21 protein-coding genes and 1 pseudogene are annotated in these 20,494 nt (G+C 61.7%); 11 read left to right on the top strand and 11 right to left on the bottom strand.

From position 1 onward, the window contains the following. Positions 1-88 precede the first annotated feature (88 nt). From C4J83_RS23735 to C4J83_RS23720, 4 genes are all read left to right on the top strand, one after another. The gene (locus C4J83_RS23735; protein ID WP_124418327.1) at positions 89-1,102 is read left to right on the top strand and encodes an ABC transporter substrate-binding protein; all 1,014 of its coding nucleotides are present in this window, start codon (positions 89-91) and stop codon (positions 1,100-1,102) included. Continuing rightward, the gene (locus tag C4J83_RS23730; RefSeq protein ID WP_124418326.1) at positions 1,102-2,028 is read left to right on the top strand and encodes an aliphatic sulfonate ABC transporter substrate-binding protein; all 927 of its coding nucleotides are present in this window, start codon (positions 1,102-1,104) and stop codon (positions 2,026-2,028) included. The genes C4J83_RS23735 and C4J83_RS23730 overlap by 1 nt, the downstream gene beginning before the upstream one ends. A gap of 334 nt (positions 2,029-2,362) precedes the next feature. Continuing rightward, positions 2,363-3,367, top strand: coding sequence for an ornithine cyclodeaminase family protein (locus tag C4J83_RS23725; RefSeq protein ID WP_124418325.1), 1,005 nt, complete (start codon positions 2,363-2,365; stop codon positions 3,365-3,367). Beyond that, positions 3,364-4,758, top strand: a complete 1,395-nt coding sequence (locus C4J83_RS23720) for an aromatic amino acid lyase (RefSeq protein ID WP_124418324.1) — start codon at positions 3,364-3,366, stop codon at positions 4,756-4,758. The genes C4J83_RS23725 and C4J83_RS23720 overlap by 4 nt, the downstream gene beginning before the upstream one ends. 125 nt (positions 4,759-4,883) lie before the next feature. Here C4J83_RS23720 and gstA read toward each other — a convergent pair whose 3' ends face one another. After that, on the bottom strand, positions 4,884-5,486 hold the full coding sequence (gene gstA / locus C4J83_RS23710) for a glutathione transferase GstA (protein WP_124418323.1): 603 nt from the start codon (positions 5,484-5,486) through the stop codon (positions 4,884-4,886). A gap of 96 nt (positions 5,487-5,582) precedes the next feature. Between gstA and C4J83_RS23705 the strand changes: the two genes are divergently transcribed. From C4J83_RS23705 to C4J83_RS31175, 3 genes and pseudogenes are all read left to right on the top strand, one after another. After that, positions 5,583-6,452, top strand: coding sequence for a LysR family transcriptional regulator (locus tag C4J83_RS23705; protein WP_124418322.1), 870 nt, complete (start codon positions 5,583-5,585; stop codon positions 6,450-6,452). 168 nt (positions 6,453-6,620) lie between these two features. Then, positions 6,621-7,349 (top strand): annotated as a pseudogene (locus tag C4J83_RS31180) (PAS domain-containing protein); the annotation flags it as partial. A gap of 18 nt (positions 7,350-7,367) precedes the next feature. Next, the gene (locus tag C4J83_RS31175) at positions 7,368-7,940 is read left to right on the top strand and encodes a methyl-accepting chemotaxis protein (RefSeq protein WP_372239338.1); all 573 of its coding nucleotides are present in this window, start codon (positions 7,368-7,370) and stop codon (positions 7,938-7,940) included. Positions 7,941-8,056: 116 nt separating this feature from the next. Here C4J83_RS31175 and C4J83_RS23695 read toward each other — a convergent pair whose 3' ends face one another. From C4J83_RS23695 to C4J83_RS23675, 5 genes are all read right to left on the bottom strand, one after another. After that, a complete protein-coding gene (locus tag C4J83_RS23695; RefSeq protein ID WP_119741514.1) occupies positions 8,057-8,593 on the bottom strand; it encodes a hypothetical protein in 537 nt (178 codons plus the stop codon). A gap of 133 nt (positions 8,594-8,726) precedes the next feature. Beyond that, on the bottom strand, positions 8,727-10,142 hold the full coding sequence (locus C4J83_RS23690; protein ID WP_119741516.1) for an MFS transporter: 1,416 nt from the start codon (positions 10,140-10,142) through the stop codon (positions 8,727-8,729). 140 nt (positions 10,143-10,282) lie between these two features. Next, positions 10,283-11,020 carry an NAD-dependent epimerase/dehydratase family protein gene (locus C4J83_RS23685; protein ID WP_106578472.1) on the bottom strand — a complete coding sequence of 246 codons (738 nt, stop codon included), beginning with the start codon at positions 11,018-11,020 and terminating at the stop codon, positions 10,283-10,285. Positions 11,021-11,035: 15 nt separating this feature from the next. Continuing rightward, entirely contained in the window at positions 11,036-11,668 is a 633-nt protein-coding gene (locus tag C4J83_RS23680) for a glutathione S-transferase family protein (RefSeq protein ID WP_106578473.1), read from the bottom strand. 59 nt (positions 11,669-11,727) lie between these two features. Beyond that, on the bottom strand, positions 11,728-12,162 hold the full coding sequence (locus C4J83_RS23675; RefSeq protein WP_124418321.1) for a PACE efflux transporter: 435 nt from the start codon (positions 12,160-12,162) through the stop codon (positions 11,728-11,730). 109 nt (positions 12,163-12,271) lie between these two features. Between C4J83_RS23675 and C4J83_RS23670 the strand changes: the two genes are divergently transcribed. After that, positions 12,272-13,147, top strand: a complete 876-nt coding sequence (locus tag C4J83_RS23670; RefSeq protein ID WP_119741524.1) for a LysR family transcriptional regulator — start codon at positions 12,272-12,274, stop codon at positions 13,145-13,147. A gap of 135 nt (positions 13,148-13,282) precedes the next feature. Here the strand turns inward: C4J83_RS23670 and C4J83_RS23665 are convergent, their stop codons facing one another. Further along, positions 13,283-13,522 carry a DUF6124 family protein gene (locus C4J83_RS23665; protein WP_124418320.1) on the bottom strand — a complete coding sequence of 80 codons (240 nt, stop codon included), beginning with the start codon at positions 13,520-13,522 and terminating at the stop codon, positions 13,283-13,285. A 460-nt stretch (positions 13,523-13,982) separates the two neighbouring features. Further along, complete coding sequence (gntR, locus tag C4J83_RS23660; RefSeq protein WP_164487999.1) at positions 13,983-15,014, bottom strand: HTH-type transcriptional regulator GntR; 1,032 nt, start codon at positions 15,012-15,014, stop codon at positions 13,983-13,985. A gap of 212 nt (positions 15,015-15,226) precedes the next feature. Here gntR and C4J83_RS23655 point away from each other — a divergent pair, with 212 nt between their 5' ends. Both C4J83_RS23655 and C4J83_RS23650 read left to right on the top strand, forming a co-directional pair. Continuing rightward, positions 15,227-15,760: a gluconokinase gene (locus tag C4J83_RS23655; protein ID WP_017139216.1), complete on the top strand. Its 534-nt coding sequence runs from the start codon at positions 15,227-15,229 to the stop codon at positions 15,758-15,760. 84 nt (positions 15,761-15,844) lie between these two features. Next, a complete protein-coding gene (locus C4J83_RS23650) occupies positions 15,845-17,197 on the top strand; it encodes a GntP family permease (RefSeq protein ID WP_106578477.1) in 1,353 nt (450 codons plus the stop codon). Positions 17,198-17,319: 122 nt separating this feature from the next. Here the strand turns inward: C4J83_RS23650 and alaC are convergent, their stop codons facing one another. Beyond that, complete coding sequence (alaC, locus tag C4J83_RS23645; protein ID WP_106578478.1) at positions 17,320-18,537, bottom strand: alanine transaminase; 1,218 nt, start codon at positions 18,535-18,537, stop codon at positions 17,320-17,322. 197 nt (positions 18,538-18,734) lie between these two features. Between alaC and C4J83_RS23640 the strand changes: the two genes are divergently transcribed. Next, positions 18,735-19,217, top strand: a complete 483-nt coding sequence (locus C4J83_RS23640) for a GyrI-like domain-containing protein (RefSeq protein ID WP_106578479.1) — start codon at positions 18,735-18,737, stop codon at positions 19,215-19,217. Positions 19,218-19,255: 38 nt separating this feature from the next. On the opposite strand, the gene C4J83_RS23635 is transcribed toward C4J83_RS23640, so the two are convergent. After that, on the bottom strand, positions 19,256-19,861 hold the full coding sequence (locus C4J83_RS23635) for a pyridoxamine 5'-phosphate oxidase family protein (RefSeq protein ID WP_119741528.1): 606 nt from the start codon (positions 19,859-19,861) through the stop codon (positions 19,256-19,258). A 21-nt stretch (positions 19,862-19,882) separates the two neighbouring features. Beyond that, positions 19,883-20,371, bottom strand: coding sequence for a GNAT family N-acetyltransferase (locus C4J83_RS23630; protein ID WP_124418319.1), 489 nt, complete (start codon positions 20,369-20,371; stop codon positions 19,883-19,885). Positions 20,372-20,494: the final 123 nt, after the last annotated feature.

The following is a 20,494-nucleotide window of genomic DNA, read 5'->3' as shown; positions in this document are numbered from 1 at the left end:
CCACCACCGCCTTCGCAGGCAAGCCAGCTCCTACATTGACCATGCCCACTGTGAATGCGTTGTGAATCGAATCTCCAAGAGGCTACTCATGAGAACACTAAAAAACCTGCTCGGTGGCTCGCTATTGGCACTGACCGTCCTGGCCCAGCCGGCCCACGCTGCCGAGGCCGTCAAACCGATTCACTTCGGTGACATCACCTGGGAAAGCGGCAGCCTGATCACCGAAGTGCTGCGCCTGATCGTCGAGAAAGGCTATGGCCTGCCGACCGACACCTTGCCCGGCAGCACCGTGAGCCTGGAGGCCGCGCTGGCCAAGGACGACATCCAAGTGATCGGCGAAGAATGGGCCGGGCGCAGTCCGGCGTGGGTCAAGGCTGAAGGCGAAGGCAAAGTGTTCGGCCTGGGCGACACGGTCAAAGGCGCCACCGAAGGCTGGTGGGTGCCGGAATACGTGATCAAGGGTGACGCCGAGCGCGGCATCAAACCCCTGGCCCCGGACCTTAAGTCGGTGGCCGACCTGTCGCGCTACAAGGACGTGTTCCGCGACCCCGAAGACCCCAGCAAAGGCCGCTTTCTCAACAGCCCCACCGGCTGGACCTCGGAAATCGTCAACAGCCAGAAGCTCAAGGCGTACGGCCTGACCGACACCTTCGTCAACTTCCGTACCGGCTCCGGCGCGGCGCTGGATGCCGAAGTGGCGTCGTCGATCCGCCGCGGCAAACCGGTGTTGTTCTACTACTGGTCGCCAACCCCGCTGCTCGGCCGCTTCAAGCTGATCAAACTGGAAGAACCGCCGTTCAACGCCGAGGCCTGGAAAACCCTGGCCGACGCCAACAACCCGCACCCCATCGGCACCCGTTCCATGCCGGCGCATCTGGCGATTGGCGTGTCGGCGCCGTTCAAGGCGCAGTACCCGCAACTGGTCACGTTCTTTGAAAAAGTCGACCTGCCGATCGACCTGCTCAACGGCATCCTTGCGCAGATGAGCGAGAAACGTGAACAGCCACGCCAGGTCGCGCTGGCGTTCCTCAAAGCGCAGCCGAACGTCTGGCAGCAATGGGTGCCGGCGGATGTCGCGGCCAAGGTCAAGGGAGCCCTCTGATGCTCAAAGCCCTCGCAGTTGTTGTACTTTCGCTGGTGGCCAGCCATGTGCTCGCCGCCGAACCTTCCACATTGCGCATCGGCTACCAGAAAAGCTCGGTGAGCATGGTGCTGGCCCGCGAGCACAAGTTGTTTGAAGACGCGCTGCCCGGCACCCAGGTGCAATGGATCGAATTCCTTGGCGGCCCGCCGCTGATCGAGGCGCTGAACGGCGGCAGCCTGGACATCGGCAACATCGGCGACATCCCGCCGATCTTCGCCCAGGCCGCCGGGATTGATTTGCAGTACTTCGCCGTCGAGCCGAATGAGGGCAAGACCGAAGCGGTGTTGGTGCCCAAAGCCAGCCCGATCCAGCACGTGGACGAACTCAAGGGCAAGCGCGTGGCGCTGCTCAAGGGTTCCAGCGCACACAACCTGTTCCTCAAGAGCCTGCTGCGCGCCGGTTTGCAGTGGAAGGATGTAGACGTGGTGTACCTGTCGCCGTCCGATGGCCGTGCCGCGTTTGAACAAGGCAAGGTCGACGCCTGGGTAGTGTGGGACCCGTACTACTCCGCGGCCGTGGTCGACGGCTCCGCGCGCGTGCTCGGCGATGGCCAAGGCCTCAACCCGGCGGGCAGTTTCTTTGTGGTCAGCAGCCCGTTTGCCAAACAGCACCCGCAAGCGGTCGGCACGATTATCAACACCCTGGCCAAGGCCCAGCGCCTGTCCCTGGACCAACGTGAGCAAAGCATTGCGCTGATGGCCAAGACCCTGGGCCTGCCACCGGCGGTGGTTAAAAGCTACTTCGAACACCGCTCGCCCGCGCCGATTCGTCAGCTGGAAGCCGTCGACATCGCCAACCAGCAACGCACTGCCGACCTGTTTTTTGCCAACGGCCTGATCCCGAAGAAGGTCGATGTGCAGCAGATCGTGTTCAAGGCGCCTTGAATCCTGCGGCCAGCGAGGCTCCTGTGGTGAGCGGGCTTGGTGTGGGGGCGGGCTTGGTATGGCGAGCAGGCTTGTTGTGGCGAGCGGGCTTGCCCCGCGTTGGGCTGCGCAGCAGCCCCAAAACCACTCACCGCAGTGTGTCAGGGGACGCGCGCAGGTTTGAAATGGGGCCGCTTCGCAGCCCAACGCGGGGCAAGCCCGCTCGCCACGAGAAGCCCGCTCGCCACAGGAAGCCCACTTGCTACAACAAGCCCACTTGCCACAGGAAGCCCACTCGGCACACCAAGCCCGCAAGGCACAACGAGTTCTAAAACCTCCCATCAGTGAGCAGACCATGCAACCGATCTACATCGACTTTCTCAACGGCCTGGACATCGACGCGCTCAACCTTTCCAACGAGGAAATCCTCACCGCCATCCAAGCCAGCCTGGCGATTCAGGGCCGTGGCGAGGCGGTGATCGAGCCGCGCACTCACCTGATTCCTGGCGGCGGCATCAATGGCCACTTCAACGTGTTGCGCGGCGTGCTCGGCGGCGACATCGGTTATGCCGGGGTCAAAGTGGTGGGCGACTTTGTCGATAACTACCGCAAGGGCCTGCCGTCGGAGTTGGCGATCCTCAACCTGCTGGACCCGGCCACCGGCATTCCCAAGGCCATCCTCGACGCCTCGGCAATCACCGACATGCGCACCGGCGCCGTCACCGCCATCGGCGCCAAATACCTCGCCCGGCCCGACAGCAAAGTGCTGGCGCATATCGGCGCGCGCGGCACCGCGTATTGGAATGTGCGCCTGCTGGACCATCTGTTCGACTTCGAGGAAATCCGTGTGCATTCGCGCCGCAGCGAAAGCCGCGAAGCCTTCGCCCACCGCCTGCGCCAGGACTTGGGCAAGCCGGTGATTGTCACCGACGACTGGGAGTCGGCCGTGCGTGGCGCTGACATCGTGGTCGAGGCCTCGCGCCTGGATCAGCCCGAGCCGTTGTTGCACACCGACTGGATCAAACCCGGCGCCTTCGTTGTGCCCTACGGCACCATGAGTGCGGTGCAATTGTCGCTGACCGACATCATGAGCAAATTGGTGGTGGACGATTGGGGCCAGTGCAAAGGCGGGATGTTTGGCGCACTGCGCGCGCATGTCGATGCCGGCAAGCTCAGTGCCGACACCCTGCACGCCGAGCTTGGGCAGATTGTCGCCGGCTTGAAAACCGGCCGCGAAAACCCGGAAGAAACCATTCTGTTCTGGCACCGTGGCCTGAGCCTCAGCGACATCGCCCTGGGCCATGCACTGCTGGAAAAAGCCCAGCGATTGGGCATCGGCCAGCGGCTGCGCTGGGCATGATCAGCTTCGATCCCCAAGGTTTGGCGTTGGCAGATCTGCTCGCCATTGCCCGGCACGACACACCGGCGCAGTTCAGCGCGCAAGCGCGCCAACGGATCGACGAAGGCCACCGCCTGCTGCTGAAACGGGTGGCCGAAGGCACGCCGATTTATGGCGTGACCACCGGGCTCGGTGCCGCGGTGGACACGCCGGTGGCACCGTTGCAGGCCACTATTCCTCTGGGCCGAGCGGTGGGCGTGGGGCGTCTGGCCAATCGCCAGGAATTACGCGCAATCACCGCCGCCCGTTTGGCCGGGTTGGCCCAGGGCCGTTCGGGTATTTCACCGGCGGCGGCCGAGGCACTGTTGGCGTTGCTTAATTCCGGTGCCGAGCCCGAGGTGCCGTTGCTCGGCTCGCTGGGCGAGAGTGACCTGGCGCCGTTGGCTCACTTGAGCTTGGCGCTTACGGTGCCGTTGACCGGCAAGGATGGCCTGGCGCTGGTGTCGGCGAATGCGGCAAGTGTTGGGCTGGGGGCGTTACTGGTGGCCGAGGCGCAGCAGGTGTTACAGGCCGTGTTGGCGGCGCTGGCGTTGTCGTGTGAAGGCTACCGGGCCAACCTCAGCCCGTTCCAGCCGTGGGCCTCACGCTTGCGCCCGGCGCCTGGGCAAACCGAGCAGTCGGCGGCGTTGTTGCACCTGCTTGAAGGCGGCGATTTGGCGTACAGCCCGCGCCACTTGCAAGATCCGTTGAGCTTTCGTTGTGCCACGGTTGTGCAAGGCGCTGCGCAACAGGCGTTACAGCAACTGCATGAACTGATCGAGTTGGAACTGCGCAGCGGCGCGGATAATCCGGCGCTGATCAGCGAGGAATCTTTGGTGTTGGCCACGGCCAATTTCGACAGCACGCACCTGGCCCTCGCCGCTGAAGGTTTGGGCCTGGCGCTGAGTCGAGTCGCCGCGTGCAGCGCCGAGCGCATTGCCAAGTTGCTGTCGCCCGCGTCCAGTGATTTGCCGCGCTTTCTGATCACGCAGCCGGGGCATGTCGGCATGGCGGCCTTGCAGCGCACCAGCGCGGCGCTGGTCGCAGAGATCGGGCACCTGGCCAACCCGCTGCCCGCCGTCAGCGTGCCGGTGGCCGATCGGGTGGAAGACTACGCCGGGCAGGCGCTGGCGGTGGTCGACAAGACCCGCCGGTTGACCGAGCGGGTGGTGTGGTTGGCCAGCATTGAACTGATCGTCGCGGCGCAGGCGGTAGACCTGCGGGGTGTATCGCGATTGGGGCAGGGCACGCGGCGGGTCCATGATGCGGTGCGCAGCCAAGTGGCGCATCTGGATCAGGACCGGTCGGGTTCGGTGGATGTACTGGCGCTGAGTGCGTTCATCACCGATGGCAGCTTGACACCCTTTCTTTGAAACAAAGCAGATCAACGGTGGGAGCGGGCTTGCTCGCGACTGCGGTGTATCAGTTGATGCATGTGCTGACTGACCCACCGCATTCGCGAGCAAGCGCGCTCCCACATTTTTATTTGCATTTCAGGTCATGCGGCCTCGGCGGCCAATGCGGCGATAGCAGCGGACCGTGATCCTACGCGTAGTTGAAACGCCGCCAATGCCGGCCACTGTTGCAAATCAATAGCGTGGACACCCGCCCAGCGCAGCACCACAAACAAATACGCGTCCGCCACCGAATACTGCTCGCCCAGCAGGTAATCCTGACGCTCCAGTGTCTGCACCAGAATCGCAAAGCGCTTGAACAGCGTGGCCAAAAACATCGCCCGCACTTCGCCTTGAATGGCCGGGTTGAAGAAAATCGCCAAGCCGCCATGAATCTCGCTGGCGATAAAGTTCAGCCATTCCTGCAACCGCACGCGCTGCCAACTGCCATTGGCCGGGGCGAGCACGGCGGCGGGTTTGAGGTCGGCCAGGTATTGCAGGATGGCGCTGGCTTCGGTCAGCACAGCGCCGTTGTCCAGTTGCAGCGCCGCCACGTAGCCCTTGGGGTTGATCTGCAGGAAATCTTCGCCGTTGCCGAAGGTTTTAGCCTGGTTGTTCACCTGCACCAGCTCGAACGGCAGCGCCAATTCACGCAGCACGATATGCGGGGCGAGCGAACAGGCGTTGGGGAAAAAATACAGTTTCATCAAAGGCGACTCCGTTGGGTTTGCGCCAGTCTCGCGGGCGTGGCACCGTGCGTAAAATTAAACCTGCAGACCCCATCCATAAGGACAGCTACTGCCATGATGAACCTGATGCACTGGCGCCTGCTGGTGGCCGTCGCCGACCACGGCAGCATCACGGCGGCTGCCGAGCAGGTGGGCATGACGCAGTCCGCCGCCAGCCAGGCCATGGCGTCCATGGAGGCGACGCTGGGCGCGCAACTGTTTACCCGTGAACCGCGCAAGACGTTGCCCACAGCGCTTGGGCTCGACGTGATCGCGCAGGCGCGGGTGATGATGGACGCGCTGCAGGCCATTCGTACCACGGTGGATGAAGCGCGCCCGCTGCTGCGTGGGAACATTCGCATCGCCAGTTTTCCGAAAGTGTTGGCGACTTTTCTCACGCCGTTGCTGCAGCGTTTCCGTCAGTTGAACCCGGGTATCGAGGTCACCACCCTGGAAGTGACTGACAGCGAAGTGCACACCTTGCTCGACGCGGGCCTGATCGATTTGGGCGTGGTGCTCAACCCCAAACCCGAGCGCAACGCCACGGTATTGGGTCGCGACCTGTGGATGGCAGTGCTGCCGGCCCACCATCCACTGGCGCAGTGCCCGCAGGATGCCAGCGTGGCGCTCGAAGCCTTACTCGAACAACCCTTCGTACTGGCCACCGGCGGCTGTACCGCGAATGCCCGCAGCCTGGCGGCCGACGCCGGCCTGCGCCTGCACGATATCCGCGTGGAAGTGCGTGAATGGAGCAGCGCCTACAGCCTGGTGCGCGAGGGCGTCGGTGTCACGCTGGTGCCGGAAATGGCCTTGCCCGCCCAGCGCAATGGCCTGCGCGTGATGCCGCTGACGGTGCCGTTGTACCGTGAGTTTGCCTTGGTCGGTTCGCAGACCCTTCCACCCTCGGCGGCGGCCGGTGCATTGTTAAAAATGCTGGCTGACTAGTGGCCTTGCATAGCGCCATGCCCTGTCTATGCTCACCCAGAACCGTTGATGACGCTTGGCATGTAAAGCGATTCGGATGGTTTTTTCCCCATGAAGGTGTGCCAGCAATAGCCAACTGAAGAATGGAATGCGCCGTTTCAGGCGCCGGGAATCTAGGGTGATCTGACCATGTTCAACCGCCATCACAAATCCGACCTGCAAGAAATCGAACGTTTTTCCTGTGCTCTCACCGAAGCCAACGCCAAGCTTGCTGCCATCAGCCGCTCCATGGCGATGATCGAGTTCGACCGCAACGGCGTGATCCTCGACGCCAATCCCAACTTCTGTAAAACCATGGGCTACAGCGTGGAGGAGATTCGCGGCAAACATCACCGCATCTTTTGCGAAGAGGCGTACACCCACACCGAGACCTACGCCAAGCTGTGGCGCGACCTGGCGCGGGGTGAAGCGCTCAGTGGCACGTTCATGCGCCTGAACAAGCGCGGTGAGGAAGTGTGGCTCGAAGCCAGCTACATGCCGGTGCTGGACAGCAGCAATCAGGTGCAGAGCGTGATCAAAGTGGCGTCGGACATTTCTGCGCGGGTCCACCATGAACACGAGAACCAAAGCCTGATCGATGCGATCAGCCGGTCCATGGCCGTGATCGAGTTCACGCCACAAGGCCAGATCATCAATGCCAACGACAACTTTTTGCGCACCGTGCAGTATGCCCGCGAAGAAATCATTGGCCAGCACCACAGCATGTTTTGCCACCGCGGTGAAGTGGAATCCCCGGCGTACAAGGCCTTTTGGGCCTCGCTCAACCGCGGCGAATACCATTCCCACCGCTTCGAACGCAAAAACAAATACGGCAAAACCCTGTTTCTGGAGGCGTCCTACAACCCGATCTTCGATGCCAATGGGCGCCTGTACAAAGTGGTGAAGTTCGCCAGTGACATCACCGATCAGGTCACCACCCTGCGTACCGCCGCCGATTCGGCCCACGCCACCTCAGTACAAAACGACGCGTGCGCACGCAAGGGCTCGGAGGTGGTGCAGCAAACCGTGCAGATCATCGAAGAGATTTCCCACGACTTGAACCAGGCGGCCCAGAGCATCGATGCGGTGAGCAAGCAGTCGGACATCATCGGTTCCATCGTGCAGACCATTCGCAGCATCGCCGAGCAGACCAATATGCTCGCGCTCAACGCGGCCATTGAAGCTGCGCGGGCCGGCGAGCATGGGCGCGGGTTTGCGGTGGTGGCCGACGAAGTGCGCAGCCTTGCGGCGCGTACCAGCCAGGCGACGGTGGAGATTGTGGATGTGGTGCGCAAGAACCACGACCTGTCGCTGAGCGCGGTTTCGAGCATGCAGTCGAGCCTGAGCCGCACCGGGCTTGGGGTGGAGCTGGCGAATGAAGCGGGGCAGGTGATCCTGGAGATTCAGGAAGGGTCACGGCATGTGGTGGATGCGATCAGCCAGTTCAACTCGACCCTGCAGCTGCAGTAGGCACAGTCCCTGTGGGAGCAGGCTTGCCCGCGATAGCATCAACTGGGTGTACCTGATACACCGGGGTGTCTGCATCGCAGGCACGCCAACTCCCACATTTTGATTGGCCGTGTCGGTTAAATCGCAGCCAGGGTCTCTTTCACCGACTGCGCCGGGTCCGTGGCTTTCGCTGCTACTTGCTGTTCTTGCTGCTGCTTCACACGATCAGCCACTTGCTTGGCAATCGCGTCCTGTTTTTCCTGCGGCATGGCCTGCACCTGCGCTTCGGTCAAACCCTGCTCCTTGAGCAGCTGCTCGCGAATGCGTTCGGCCGGGGATTTGTTCATGTAGTCGGTGAAGTCGGCCCGCGCGCTGCTGGTGGTCGAGCCGGCGGCAGGCACATCGGTGCTTGTTGCCGTCGTGGTGGAGGCCGTCGTGGCGGTCGTTGCCGCCGTGGTGGCTTGCAACTGCACACGGGTCTTGGCAAAGGCTTCGTCGATACGGTCGTTGGCCTTGTCCAGGTCCTTCTGCGCGGCCGGCACGGTCACGCTTTGCTGCGCCGCTTGCAGGGCACCGCTGTACAGCGTGCTGGCGGCGGCATTGGCCGGGTCCATGTCGGGTCGCTTGAGCTGTTGGACGGTCGACACCGCTTGGGCGTTGTTGTTAACCAGCATGATCGGTCACCTGAGGATGTGTTCGGTGTTTGAGGTGGAGCAAATAGCATGCCGAGGGCGATGTGCCCGGTTTTATTGGGGATGACACCGCTGCCGCGGCAACCTTTGGCCCGCCGGCGGCCAAGGCTTGCCGTCAGTGCGCAATATTTTCCAGTGCCAGGTTACGCGTGCGCGGCCCGAACCAGCTGATGGTGATCATCACGATCAACATGCTGCTGGCGATGAACGCCAGCACGCCCGGCGTGCCCAGGTGTTCGAGGATAAAACCGATCAACAGGCTGCTGAACACCGTGGACAAACGGCTGAACGAATAGCAGAAGCCCACCGCCCGCGCGCGGATATTGGTGGGGAACAGTTCGCTTTGGTACGAGTGATAACTGAAGCTCAGCCAGGCGTTGCAAAAGGTGATCATCACCCCGCAGATCACCAGCCCCACGGCCGTGGTTTGCAGGGCGAACAGGCTGCCGAAGATCATCGCGCCCATGGCCGAGCCGACGATCTGCCATTTGTTTTCGAAGCGGTTGGCCACCTTCACAAACAGCAACGGGCCCAGCGGGTAGGCGAGGGTGATGATAAAGGCGTACAGCAAGCTGTGGGTCACGCTCACGCCCTGGCCCGAGAGCAACGCCGGCAGCCAATTGCCGAAGCCGAAAAAGCCGATGGCCTGGAACACATGAAACACAATCAGCATCAACGCGCGGCGGCGGTAAGGCGGTTGCCAGATATCGGCAAAACGGCCGTTGCCCTGCACGCTGACCGCTTCGGGTTCGGGTTCATCCAGCGCTTTGCCGTGGTCTTTCTGGCAGCGTGCTTCCAGGCTGTCCATGATCTGACCGGCCTGGTCGAAACGGCCTTTCTGCGCCAGCCAGCGCGGTGACTCCGGCAGACGCTTGCGCAGTTGCCAGATAAACAGCGCAAACACTGCGCTGCTGAGTACCACCCAGCGCCAGCCCGACACCCCGAACGGCGCCTGGGGCACCAGCCACCATGACATCAACGCCACCGCCGGCACTGACAAAAACTGGATGAAAAACGCAAAGGCAAAGGCCGAACTGCGCATGCGCTTGGGCACCAGTTCCGAAAGGTAGGCGTCAATGGTCACCAGTTCGATGCCCAGGCCAATGCCCACCAGAAAGCGCATGCAGATGATGCCCAGGGCGGAGGTCTGGATGCCCATCAACACCGTCGCGACGGTGTACCAGATCAACGCGAAGGTGAAGATCGCCCGACGCCCGAAGCGGTCGGCAATGGGACTGAGCAGGCTGGCGCCGAGGAACAGGCCGAGGAAGGTTGCCGAGGCGAAAGCGGCCTGGTCGGAGAACCCGAACACGCCCTCGCTGCCAGTGTGGAAAATCCCGTCGCTGATCAGGCCGGGGCTGATATAGGCGGTCTGGAACAAGTCATACAGCTCGAAAAAACCGCCGATCGACAGCAACGCCACCAGGCGCCAGAGCGTGGCGACGGCGGGCAAGCGGTCAATGCGCGCGCTGATGTGGGCGGCACGGATCGGGTCAATGCCGTCCGTGGCTGAGGCGGTGAGTGTCGACATGGGCGGATTCCAGGGGCAGTGACCTGGAATCTTAGCGGGCTAACGTAAACCGGCGCTTGTGAAATTGCGTGCGCCACGGCACGCAATTGCCGATTTATTGCGCCAAGCCTTCCGGTTTGAAGGTTTTATGGCGCAGGGGGTCAGTAGGTGATGGGCATCTCGAAGGTCTGGAATGCATCATCCACCGGCTGATAGCCCAGCACCCGTGTGGTTTCGCTCAAGTCCAGGCGCTTGAAGCGGTTATTGGAAATGCCGTGGGCGATCAGGTGTTTGACCCCTTCGACGTCAACCGAACGTTGCAGCAATTGCACGGCGTCACGCGGGCTGAGCCAGGCGCTGAGGTCGCGGGCGTTGTTCAGGTCGGGGGCTTGGCGCGATTCGAAGGCGCCGATGCGCAGGGCAATGGTCGACAGCGCGGTTTTTGCCGCGTAGTAGCTGCACAGCGCCTCGCCGTAGCATTTGCTCACGCCGTAGAGGTTGCCGGGCATGACCTGCATGCCGGGCGTGATCTGCCGGTCAACCGGGTAGCCCTCGATGGCTTGCGCGCTGCTGGCGTACACCAGGCGTGTTACGCCCGCGGCCACGGCGGCTTCGAACAGGTAGGTGGTGGCGAGGATGTTGTTGGGCAGCAGGTCCTCGAACGCGGCGCTGGCGTCGGGGATGCCTGACAGGTGCACGATCACGTCGATGCCGTTGAGCAGGCCGGCCAGGCTGGCTTTGTCGCTGAGGTCGGCTTTTATGTAACGGTGCTCGCCCAGGTCGAAGTCCGGTGCGATGCGGTCAGTAAGGGTGAAGCGGTAGCGGTCTTTCGAGGCTTCGAAAAACACCTTGCCGATTCTGCCGCAGGCGCCGGTGAGCAATACGTTGAGTCCTTTCACGGTGGTGTCCTTGTTTCAGTTATGACCGCCAAGGGCGAAGGTCTGAAAGCCCGGGCGTTGGCTGAGGCGCTGGTAGTAGGCCGCCACTGCGGGGTAGGGCGGGCGCTCCATCGGGGTGTTCTGCCAGCGATGCACCGAGAGGCCGATGAGGATATCGGCGAGGGTGAATTCGTCGCCAGCCACGTAGGCGCCGGTCTTGGCCAGCTGTTGCTCCAGCAGGCCCATCTTGTCGTTCCATACCCGCACGGCGGCGACTATCTGCGCCGGGTCGAGACCGTCCGGGTTGTTGCGCACCAGAGCGGTGAACGCATCGCCCCAGGCGCGGTTGAGTTCGGTGGCTTGCCAGTCCATCCACTGCTCGACCCGAGCGCGTGGCGCCGGTTCGGCGGGCAACAGGTCGTGGCGCTGGTAAAGGCCTATCAGGTAGCGGCAGATGGTGTTGGATTCCCACAGCACGCCGTGGTCGTCGATCAGCACCGGCACCTGGGCGTTGGGGTTCAGGGCGAGGAATTCGGCCGACTGGGTGGGTTTGAAACCGATGCCCCAGTCTTCGCGCACGTAGTCGATGCCCAGTTCCTGGCAGGTCCAGAGCACTTTGCGCACGTTGATGGAGGACGTGCGGCCGAGGATTTTCAGTGAGTGTCCCATGGTACTTCCCTGACGATGGAGATGACCCATGGGAATCTATCAGGGGTAAACCTTCGACGCTACGCGGTTGTGACCGGCAACGCCGACGCGGGCAAACCGAAGGTGCGGTCGAACAGCCAGTTGAAGGCAAACGTGTAGCAGGGAATGAACAGGATCAACGCCAGGTCCAGCACAAACGCCTGGACCAGGCTGACCTTCATCCACCAGGCGATCAGCGGAATCAGGAAGACGATCAGCGTCAGTTGAAACCCGACCGCGTGGGCAATCCGCCGTTTGACGGTGCGCGTGCGGTCGGCTTGACGGCTTTCCCAGCGCTCGAACAGTGAGGTGTAGATGAAATTCCAGGTGACCGCGATGGTCGTGATGACCACAGCCAACGGCCCTGTGCTGGACGGGTGAGTGCCCGACAGCAGCGCCAGCCCTAGCGCCGAGAAGGTCATGCCGATCAGCTCATAGAGCGACACATACACCAATTTGCGTTTCACGCCTTGCATAGCACTTCCTCTTTTTTACGTGACAGGAACGTCAGAGGGCGCAGACGATAGCGTCAGTTTGGCTGATACTAAAAGTCAGAAGATTTCAGTTTTATTGATAGGTGGCGCGATGAGTTTTACCAGTGACAGTGTCCAGTTGTTCCTGGCGGTGGTGGAGCGTGGCTCGTTTTCGGCGGCGGCGCGGGCGTTGGGCAAAGTGCCTTCAGCGGTGAGCATGGGCATTGCCAACCTTGAAGCTGAGCTGGGTTACCCGTTGTTCGATCGCAGCCACCGCGAGCCGGTGCCCACCGACCTGGCGCTGGCGTTGATTCCCCATGCACGGCTGATGGCCGAGCAACTCAAACAGTTGCAGGTGCATGCGTTGCAGCTGTCCCAAGGGCTGGAGAGCAAGCTGTCGATTGGCGTGGGGGCCGACATCAATACGCGCCGCCTGCTGGCCGCCATTGGCGAGCTCAGTGAGCAATTCCCGTTGCTTGATATCGAAGTGCTGACCGCCCCGCAAGATGACGCTTTGCAGCTGCTGCACAGCGGCCGGGTACAGCTGTGCCTGGCCTATGCGGGCTTGAGCGTGAATGTGCTGGAGCGGTTTCAGTTTGTCGGCAGCGAGCAACTGATGGCCTGTATCAGCCCGCGCCACCCCCAGGCGGGCGGTGAGCCGTTTTTGGAAGACTTGGTGCGGGTGCGACAGATTCTGGTGGCCGGCCGGGACTTGCCTCTCAGCGATTGTCGACCCCTGGTGGGGCAATCCTATTGGCGGACCGACACCCTGGGCATGGCGCTGGAAATGGTGGAAGCCGGGCTGGGTTGGGGCAACTTCCCGCAGTCGGTGGTGGCGCCGTTGTTGGCGGCGGGGCGCTTGCGGCGCTTGAACTTCAAGAACATCGAGAACGGGCTGGCCATGGTGGTGAATGCGGTGTGGTTGAAAAATCAGCCGTTGCATAAGGGGGCGTCGGCATTGGTGAACATGCTGGCTTCAGCGGATTAACCTCGCCCTCAAGTGGGCACGGTAAAGGTGGGAGCGGGCTTGCCCGCGAAGGCGGCGGGTCAGTCAGCCCATTTATAGCTGACCCGCCGCCATCGCAGGCAAGCCAGCTCCCACATTTTTAAACCGAGCTAGGCGTTAGGTGCGCGGTGTGTGCTGGTCCATGGCTTTGCCTACCATGAGCACTGATAGCTCGCTCAATTGGTGAATGGCGAGGGCTATGTCGCGGTGCTTGCCGGTGAGGTCATCGGACAGGTCGAGCAACAAGGCGCTGACGGAACACACGGTTTCGTAGCTGTTGATCAGTAGGGACTCGATGGGTGTATCGGGCGTGATGGTGAAAAGAGTAGTTACCGGTTTTTCAGTTTCTTTGATCATTTGAGCGTCCTGGAAACAGGCCGCCGCCGGATCGCTACTAAACGAGGGGTGGCAGCTGTACGCAGGTTAGTAGACCGGTGGACACTCAAAGCCGGCGCACCCGAAGATGCCCTACGCACAGCCGCCATCAAACTCAGATGAGGCTCATGCACTAAGAGTGTCCAAAAGTAGGGCTACTAAACCCGATCACCGAGAAATTCAGCGACCGGCAAACCTTAAAGACCACCACCCAAGCGCACAAGCCGGCGGATTCTGACGTAAGCGTAGGCAGCCGGGCAAGGCGCTGACCGCAATGTCAGCCGCGTCCTACAGGCGTCCTACATCTCAAGCGGGCACGGTAAAAAAGGTGGGAGCTGGCTTGCCTGCGATAGCGGTGAGTCCGTCAACACATCGTTGCCTGACACTCCACCATCGCCGGCAAGCCAGCTCCCACACGTTGAGTGTGTCTGGCCTTCAACAATCAGGTGCTCTCGCGCACTTGCAACTCAAAGCCCATGTCCACCACCGGCTTGGCGATCTTGTTGCCGGCCATGATCGTCAACAGGTGCTCCGCCGAGCGCCGGCCAATCGCTTCACGCGGTGTGCTGATGCTGCTCAAGCGCGGCACCATGAAAGAAGAGGCGGGCAAGTCGTTGAAACCCAACACGGCCACGCGCTCCGGCACGTTGATGCCGTGGCGCAGGGCTTCGAGCAGTGCGCCCTGGGCCAGGTCGTCGTTGCCGAAGAAAATCGCATCCACCTCCGGATGCGCCGCCAGCAACTGTAGAAACAACTCGCCACCCAAACCCACGGAGGAGGGGCGCGGCGTCAGCAATTCCAGCGCCGGGTCATACATGCCGGCCTGTTGCAGCGCGCGGCGGAAACCTTCGCCGCGCAGCAACGTGCGCTGGTCCAATTGCGCGCCGATGTAGGCCAGGCGCTTGCGCCCACGCGAGATCAGATGCGCCGCCGCCGTTTCACCCGCGGCCAATTGCGAGAAGCCCACACAGTTCACGCCGGCATTCGGGTCCAGGTCCATCATGTACACACACGGCACATTGCTCGCCTCGACCATCCGGCGCGCGCTTTCGGTGCGGTCAAAGCCGGTCAGCAGCAACCCGCGTGGCTGGTAGGCCATGTAGTTGCGCAACAGGTTTTCTTCTTCGTCGCGCGAATAGTGAGAGTTGCCGATCAGCACTTCAAAGCCCTTGGGCCGCAGCACTTGGTGGATGGCTTCCAGGGTTTCGATAAACAGCAGGTTGGACAGCGACGGCACGATGACCACCACCGAGTGGCTTTGCGCCGAGGCCAGGGCGCGGGCGGCGGGGTTGACCACGTAGTTGAGTTCGGCGGCGGCCAATTGCACTTTTTCCACCAGCTCGGTGGCCACGGTGCTGATGCCACGCAGGGCGCGGGAGGCGGTGATCGGGCTGACGCCGGCCAGGCGGGCTACTTCATTGAGGGTCGGGCGACCGGTGGTGCGGGTATTTTTATCGTTCTTGGAGGTCATCAGGCGGTTGCCAAACAAAAATCGAGGCACTAAGGTAGCGCTGTCTCCAAAAGGCTGCAAATTCTTGAACGCAGGGTTGCCTGATCCGGTTCAACGGTGTTGGAGAGGATGCACGCGTCACTCCATAAAAATGACAAGTCGGCGCGGGAAAAGCCTGTTTTTGCACTAGCCTTACAGCGTGCGAAGGTAGCGCTATCTGCGTCCTGAGGTGTTTCATGAGTCAACCTGTTACCGCCCTGGTCATCATGGGTGTTTCTGGCTGTGGCAAGTCCAGCGTCAGCGAAGCCCTGTGCCGCCTGAACGGCGCCACCGCCATCGAAGGCGACAGCTTTCACCCCGCCGCGAACATCGAAAAGATGAGCGCCGGCCATCCCCTCAACGACGACGACCGCGCCGGCTGGCTCGACATCCTGTGCGATGAACTGCGTCGCTCGCTCAAAGCCGGCGAGCATCCGGTGCTGACCTGTTCGGCGCTGAAGAAAAAATACCGCGACCACCTGCGCGAAGCCGCGCCGGGCCTGGGCTTTGTATTCCTGGAGCTGACCCGCGCCGTGGCCGCCGACCGCGTGTCCCATCGCCCCGGCCATTTCATGCCGGCCAGCCTGATCGACAGCCAGTTCGCCACCCTTGAATCGCCCGTGGGCGAGCCGCTGACCCTGGCGCTCAACGCCAGCGAAGACAGCGTCGAGGACCTGGCCGAGCAAACCAATGCCTGGTGGCTGCAACACGGCTTTGAACCAACCCATTAATTTTTTGCCGGAAAAGATAGCGCTATCCCCGGCAGGAAATTCAACACCCGCTTTAATAACAACAACAAACAGGAGAGACCCCCCATGTTTGGCATGTCCCACGAGTCTTACCTGCTGCTAGATGCAGTGGTCACTATCATCGGGCTGATCTTTTTGATCACCAAGTTCAAGGTGCACCCGTTCATTGCACTGATCATCGCGGCCGGCTTTCTCGGCCTGACCTCGGGCATGCCCGTGGACAAGATCATCAAGGCGTTCCAGGACGGCTTTGGCGGCGTGCTCGGCTTTGTCGGCATCATCCTCGCGCTGGGCACGATGCTCGGCAAAATGATGGCCGAGTCCGGCGGCGCCGATCAGATCGCGCAGACCTTGATCCGCGCCTTCGGCAAAGAGAAAGTGCAGTGGGCGATGATGTTCGCCGCGTTCCTGGTGGGCATCCCGCTGTTTTTCGAGATCGGTTTTGTGTTGCTGATCCCGCTGGTGTTTATCGTCGCGCGCCGCACCGGCGTGTCGTTGATCAAAATCGGCATCCCGCTGCTCGCCGGCCTGTCGGCCGTGCACGGCCTGGTGCCACCGCACCCGGGCCCGCTGTTGGCCATCGGCGTGTTTGGCGCGGACATCGGCAAGACCATCCTGTACGGCCTGATCGTCGCACTGCCGACCGCCATCATTGCCGGGCCGATTTTCGGTACGTTTATCGCCAAGTACATTCCGGGCAATCCGTCCCAGGAGCTGGTCGATCAACTGGCCCGCGAGCCGGAGTCCAAAGACCTGCCGAGCTTCAGCATTACCCTGATCACCGTGCTGCTGCCGGTGTTCCTGATGCTGCTCAAAACCTTCGCTGACGTCGCGCTGCCGGACGGCCACGCCATTCGTAACTGGATGGACATGATCGGTCACCCGATCACCGCGTTGCTGCTGGCGTTGCTGTTGTCGCTGTACACCTTTGGCCATCGCCAGGGCATTCATTCCAAGCAGATCCTCAAGCTGCTCGACGCCAGCCTGGCGCCGACCGCTGCGATCATTTTGATCATCGGCGCCGGCGGCGGTTTCAAGCAGATGCTGGTGACCAGCGGCGTGGGTGATGTGATCGGCCACATGGCCGTGAACGCGCAGATCAACCCGATTTTGCTGGCGTGGCTGGTGGCGGCAGTGATTCGCGTGGCGACTGGCTCCGCGACCGTGGCGACCATCACCGGCGCAGGCATCGTGGTGCCGGTGGTGGGCATGATCCCAGGGGTTAACCGTGAGCTGCTGGTGTTGGCGACGGGCGCAGGCTCGCTGGTGTTGTCTCACGTCAACGATGCGGGTTTCTGGCTGGTGAAGCAGTACTTCAACATGACCGTGGTCGAGACGTTCAAGACCTGGACAGCGATGGAGACCATCCTGTCGGTGGTGGCGCTGATCTTTATCATGTTGCTGTCGATGGTGGTGTAACAGGTTCACCGCAAAACAAATGTGGGAGGGGGCTTGCCCCCGATGGCAGTGGACCAGTCACCCGATGCAGTGACTGACACTCCGCTATCGGGGGCAAGCCCCCTCCCACAGTGTTGACCAAGTTATGACCCGGTTTTGGCTACCAACCCATCCGCGCGGAACATCCCGCGAATCCCGCGCACCGCCTGGCGAATGCGGTCCTGGTTTTCGATCAGCGCAAAGCGCACATGATCGTCCCCATACTCACCAAAGCCGATGCCCGGCGACACACACACCTTGGCTTCCAGCAGCAGTTTCTTGGCAAATTCCAGCGAGCCCATGGCGGCATACGCGTCGGGAATCTTGGCCCAGACGTACATCGACGCCTTCGGGTTCTCAACCATCCAGCCCAGTTCATGCAGGCCCTTGACCAGCACATTGCGGCGCTGGCGGTATTGCTCGGCGATGTCTTTGACGCACTGCTGATCGCCTTCGAGCGCCGCAATCGCTGCCACCTGCAGCGGGGTGAAGGTGCCGTAGTCGTGGTAGCTCTTGATGCGCGCCAGCGCGTTGACCAGCTCCGGGTTGCCGACCATGAAGCCGATGCGCCAGCCGGCCATGTTGTAGCTCTTGGACAGGGTGAAAAACTCCACCGCAATGTCCTTGGCGCCCGGCACCTGCATGATCGACGGGGCTTTCCAGCCGTCGTAGACGATGTCGGCGTAGGCCAGGTCGTGCACCACCAGTACGTCGTACTGCTTGGCCAGGGCGATCACCCGTTCGAAGAAGTCCAGCTCCACGCACTGCGCGGTGGGGTTGGACGGGAAGCCGAGGATCATCATCTTCGGCTTGGGGATCGAGCCACGAATGGCGCGTTCCAGTTCAGCGAAAAAATCCACCCCCGGAATCAGCGGCACCGAGCGCACCTGGGCACCGGCAATCACGGCACCGTAGATGTGAATCGGGTAGCTCGGGTTGGGCACCAGCACGGTGTCGCCCTGGTCGAGGGTGGCGAGCATCAAGTGCGCCAGGCCTTCTTTGGAGCCGATGGTGACGATGGCTTCCGTTTCCGGGTCGATGTCCACTTCATAGCGGTCCTTGTACCAGCGCGAGATCGCCCGGCGCAGACGCGGAATGCCTTTGGAGGTGGAGTAGCCGTGGGTGTCTTCACGCTGGGCGACGGTGACCATTTTTTCCACGATGTGTGCAGGCGTGGCGCCGTCAGGGTTACCCATGCTCAAGTCGATGATGTCTTCGCCGCGCCGACGCGCAGCCATCTTCAGCTCGGCAGTGATATTGAAAACGTAAGGGGGGAGTCGATCTATGCGCGCAAAGCGGCGCGGCGAACCTTGGTCTGCCATTGTTGCCTCAAGAGTACGTAAGCGCCCGGAACCGTCCGAGCGACGTCGGCCACTGCGGTGGCCTGCGGGGCAGACAATACGGTCGATGATGGCCAGTTGTCCAGATGGCGCAGGAAAAATTTCTGATTGGGGTGAGGCGTCAATAAGCCCCTATACTCGATGCGGGTTTGTGCCCTCACAAGAAGGAGACTGTTCAGATGGATCAGCAGACAAAATTACCGTTGCAGCCACGCCTGGAAGAGGGCAAAGCCCTGGTGATTGCCGGGCTCAAGGGCCATTACGACAAAGCCACCGTGGGGGACATTCCCAAGTTGTGGGAAGTGCTCGACAACAACATCAAAGACATCAGCAAGCGCGTTGACCGCCAGACATACGGCGTGTGCTACAACGCCAAGCAAGGCGAGTTCGACTATCTGGCCGGCGTTGAAGTGCCGGCCAAAAGCGATGTACCCAGCAATTTCCAGTCGGTTGAATTGCCTGCCCGTCATTACGCAGTATTTGCGCACCACGGCCCGGTGCAAGCGCTTGAGCAGACCTACGAGCGCATCATGTTCGAGTGGTTGCCACACTCGGGCTACAAAGTGGCCGGGGCGGATTTCGAGCGCTACAGCGCGGATTTTGATGCACGCAAAGGCACGGGTTCCGTCGAGATCTGGATGCCGGTCGAAAAGAAAGCCTGATGAATCACAGGGGCCGGCGCTCCGGCCCCACAGATCCTTCAATACAGCGTGGCCTTGACCCGCTCCGGCATCTCCCGGTCATACGCCTCGGCGTCAAACTGCCCATCATTGAGCCGCTTGTGAAACGCCCCGGCCGACGGTAATGCCGAACGGTCCAGGTGCTTCTCGGGGTTCCAGCAGTCCGAGCGCACAAACGCTTTTGAGCAATGGAAATACGCGGCTTGCACCTGCACCAGAATCACCGAGCGCGCAGGCTTGCCATTCACCGCAAAACTCTCCAGCAACTCGGGCTCGATGCAAATTTGCGCTCGGCCATTCACGCGCAAGGTCTCGCCAATGCCCGGGATGATGAACAGCAATGCGATGCGGGGGTCCTGCACCAGGTTGCGCAGGGTATCGAGGCGGTTATTGCCCGGCCGATCCGGGATCGCCAGGGTGCGCTCATCCACAATCCGCACAAACCCCGGCACATCGCCGCGCGGCGAGCCATCGATGCCCTCCGGCCCGGATGAACTGACCACCACCAGCGGCGACGCCCGCACCATGGCCTGGTAATCCTCGTTGAGAAACGGGATCTCCTTGCGCACTGCCCGCTCGTGGGGGAGGCCGTAGAGGGTTTCGAGTTGTTCCAGGGTTGTCAGCATGTTCACCACCTCCTTATCGTTTCAAAACACTAACGCCAGCCGGCGCTCGTGGCCAATCCGGCCCTTGTACGCCTCGCCGCTGTCGACCCAGCCCGCCGCCAGATACAGGCCCATCGCCGCCACATTCTGCGCGTCCACCGACAACTCCAACGCTTTGATCTGCGGCCACGCTTGCAGGGCCGCCGCCGGCAGCGCCTGCAAACAGGCTTTGCCGAACCCACGCCCCTGCTGATGCCGATCAACCTGCAACGCATGCAGTGTGGCGCTGTGTTCATCGGCCCAATGAGGCAGGCAGGGCGGGCGTTTAAGCAGCAGGAAAGCGACGGGAACGTCATCGGCGAGCAGGGCGAAGCCTTTGATGGCGTTGGGGTTGGGATTGACCAACAGGCTGTTCAGCGCGCAGTAGATATCGCCTGAATACGCCAGTTGCTCGGGATGCACTTGCAGGGTGTCGAGTTGCTGTTTTTGCACAAGGCTCAGCGTCTCATAGGGCACGAGGCGAGTTTCCATCGAGGGCGCATACCAAATCCTACAAAGAGGCGTGGATTCTAGCGGGTTTGCGCGTGGCGAAATTATTTTTCAGCGCGTTGTCGATTTACCCAAAGCGCGTTCGACTAAGGGTGTCCCTCGTGA

Source organism: Pseudomonas sp. LBUM920 (genome assembly GCF_003852315.1).
Taxonomy (GTDB): domain Bacteria; phylum Pseudomonadota; class Gammaproteobacteria; order Pseudomonadales; family Pseudomonadaceae; genus Aquipseudomonas.
The sequence above is the reverse complement of the archived record's forward strand: the minus strand, read 5'-3'. Positions and strand labels throughout refer to the sequence as shown.

Excerpts from the sequence above, each read along its gene's own strand:
- gstA (WP_124418323.1), bottom strand. The coding sequence starts at position 5,486 with ATGAAACTGTATTTTTTCCCCAACGCCTGTTCGCTCGCCCCGCATATC.
- C4J83_RS23675 (WP_124418321.1), bottom strand. The coding sequence starts at position 12,162 with ATGCAAGGCGTGAAACGCAAATTGGTGTATGTGTCGCTCTATGAGCTG.
- C4J83_RS23735 (WP_124418327.1), top strand. The coding sequence starts at position 89 with ATGAGAACACTAAAAAACCTGCTCGGTGGCTCGCTATTGGCACTGACC.
- C4J83_RS23690 (WP_119741516.1), bottom strand. The coding sequence starts at position 10,142 with ATGTCGACACTCACCGCCTCAGCCACGGACGGCATTGACCCGATCCGT.
- C4J83_RS23630 (WP_124418319.1), bottom strand. The coding sequence starts at position 20,371 with ATGGAAACTCGCCTCGTGCCCTATGAGACGCTGAGCCTTGTGCAAAAA.
- C4J83_RS23730 (WP_124418326.1), top strand. The coding sequence starts at position 1,102 with ATGCTCAAAGCCCTCGCAGTTGTTGTACTTTCGCTGGTGGCCAGCCAT.
- alaC (WP_106578478.1), bottom strand. The coding sequence starts at position 18,537 with ATGGCAGACCAAGGTTCGCCGCGCCGCTTTGCGCGCATAGATCGACTC.
- C4J83_RS23650 (WP_106578477.1), top strand. The coding sequence starts at position 15,845 with ATGTTTGGCATGTCCCACGAGTCTTACCTGCTGCTAGATGCAGTGGTC.
- C4J83_RS23720 (WP_124418324.1), top strand. The coding sequence starts at position 3,364 with ATGATCAGCTTCGATCCCCAAGGTTTGGCGTTGGCAGATCTGCTCGCC.
- C4J83_RS23705 (WP_124418322.1), top strand. The coding sequence starts at position 5,583 with ATGATGAACCTGATGCACTGGCGCCTGCTGGTGGCCGTCGCCGACCAC.
- C4J83_RS23635 (WP_119741528.1), bottom strand. The coding sequence starts at position 19,861 with ATGCTGACAACCCTGGAACAACTCGAAACCCTCTACGGCCTCCCCCAC.
- C4J83_RS23665 (WP_124418320.1), bottom strand. The coding sequence starts at position 13,522 with ATGATCAAAGAAACTGAAAAACCGGTAACTACTCTTTTCACCATCACG.
- C4J83_RS23725 (WP_124418325.1), top strand. The coding sequence starts at position 2,363 with ATGCAACCGATCTACATCGACTTTCTCAACGGCCTGGACATCGACGCG.
- C4J83_RS23695 (WP_119741514.1), bottom strand. The coding sequence starts at position 8,593 with ATGCTGGTTAACAACAACGCCCAAGCGGTGTCGACCGTCCAACAGCTC.
- C4J83_RS23670 (WP_119741524.1), top strand. The coding sequence starts at position 12,272 with ATGAGTTTTACCAGTGACAGTGTCCAGTTGTTCCTGGCGGTGGTGGAG.
- C4J83_RS23640 (WP_106578479.1), top strand. The coding sequence starts at position 18,735 with ATGGATCAGCAGACAAAATTACCGTTGCAGCCACGCCTGGAAGAGGGC.
- C4J83_RS23680 (WP_106578473.1), bottom strand. The coding sequence starts at position 11,668 with ATGGGACACTCACTGAAAATCCTCGGCCGCACGTCCTCCATCAACGTG.
- C4J83_RS23655 (WP_017139216.1), top strand. The coding sequence starts at position 15,227 with ATGAGTCAACCTGTTACCGCCCTGGTCATCATGGGTGTTTCTGGCTGT.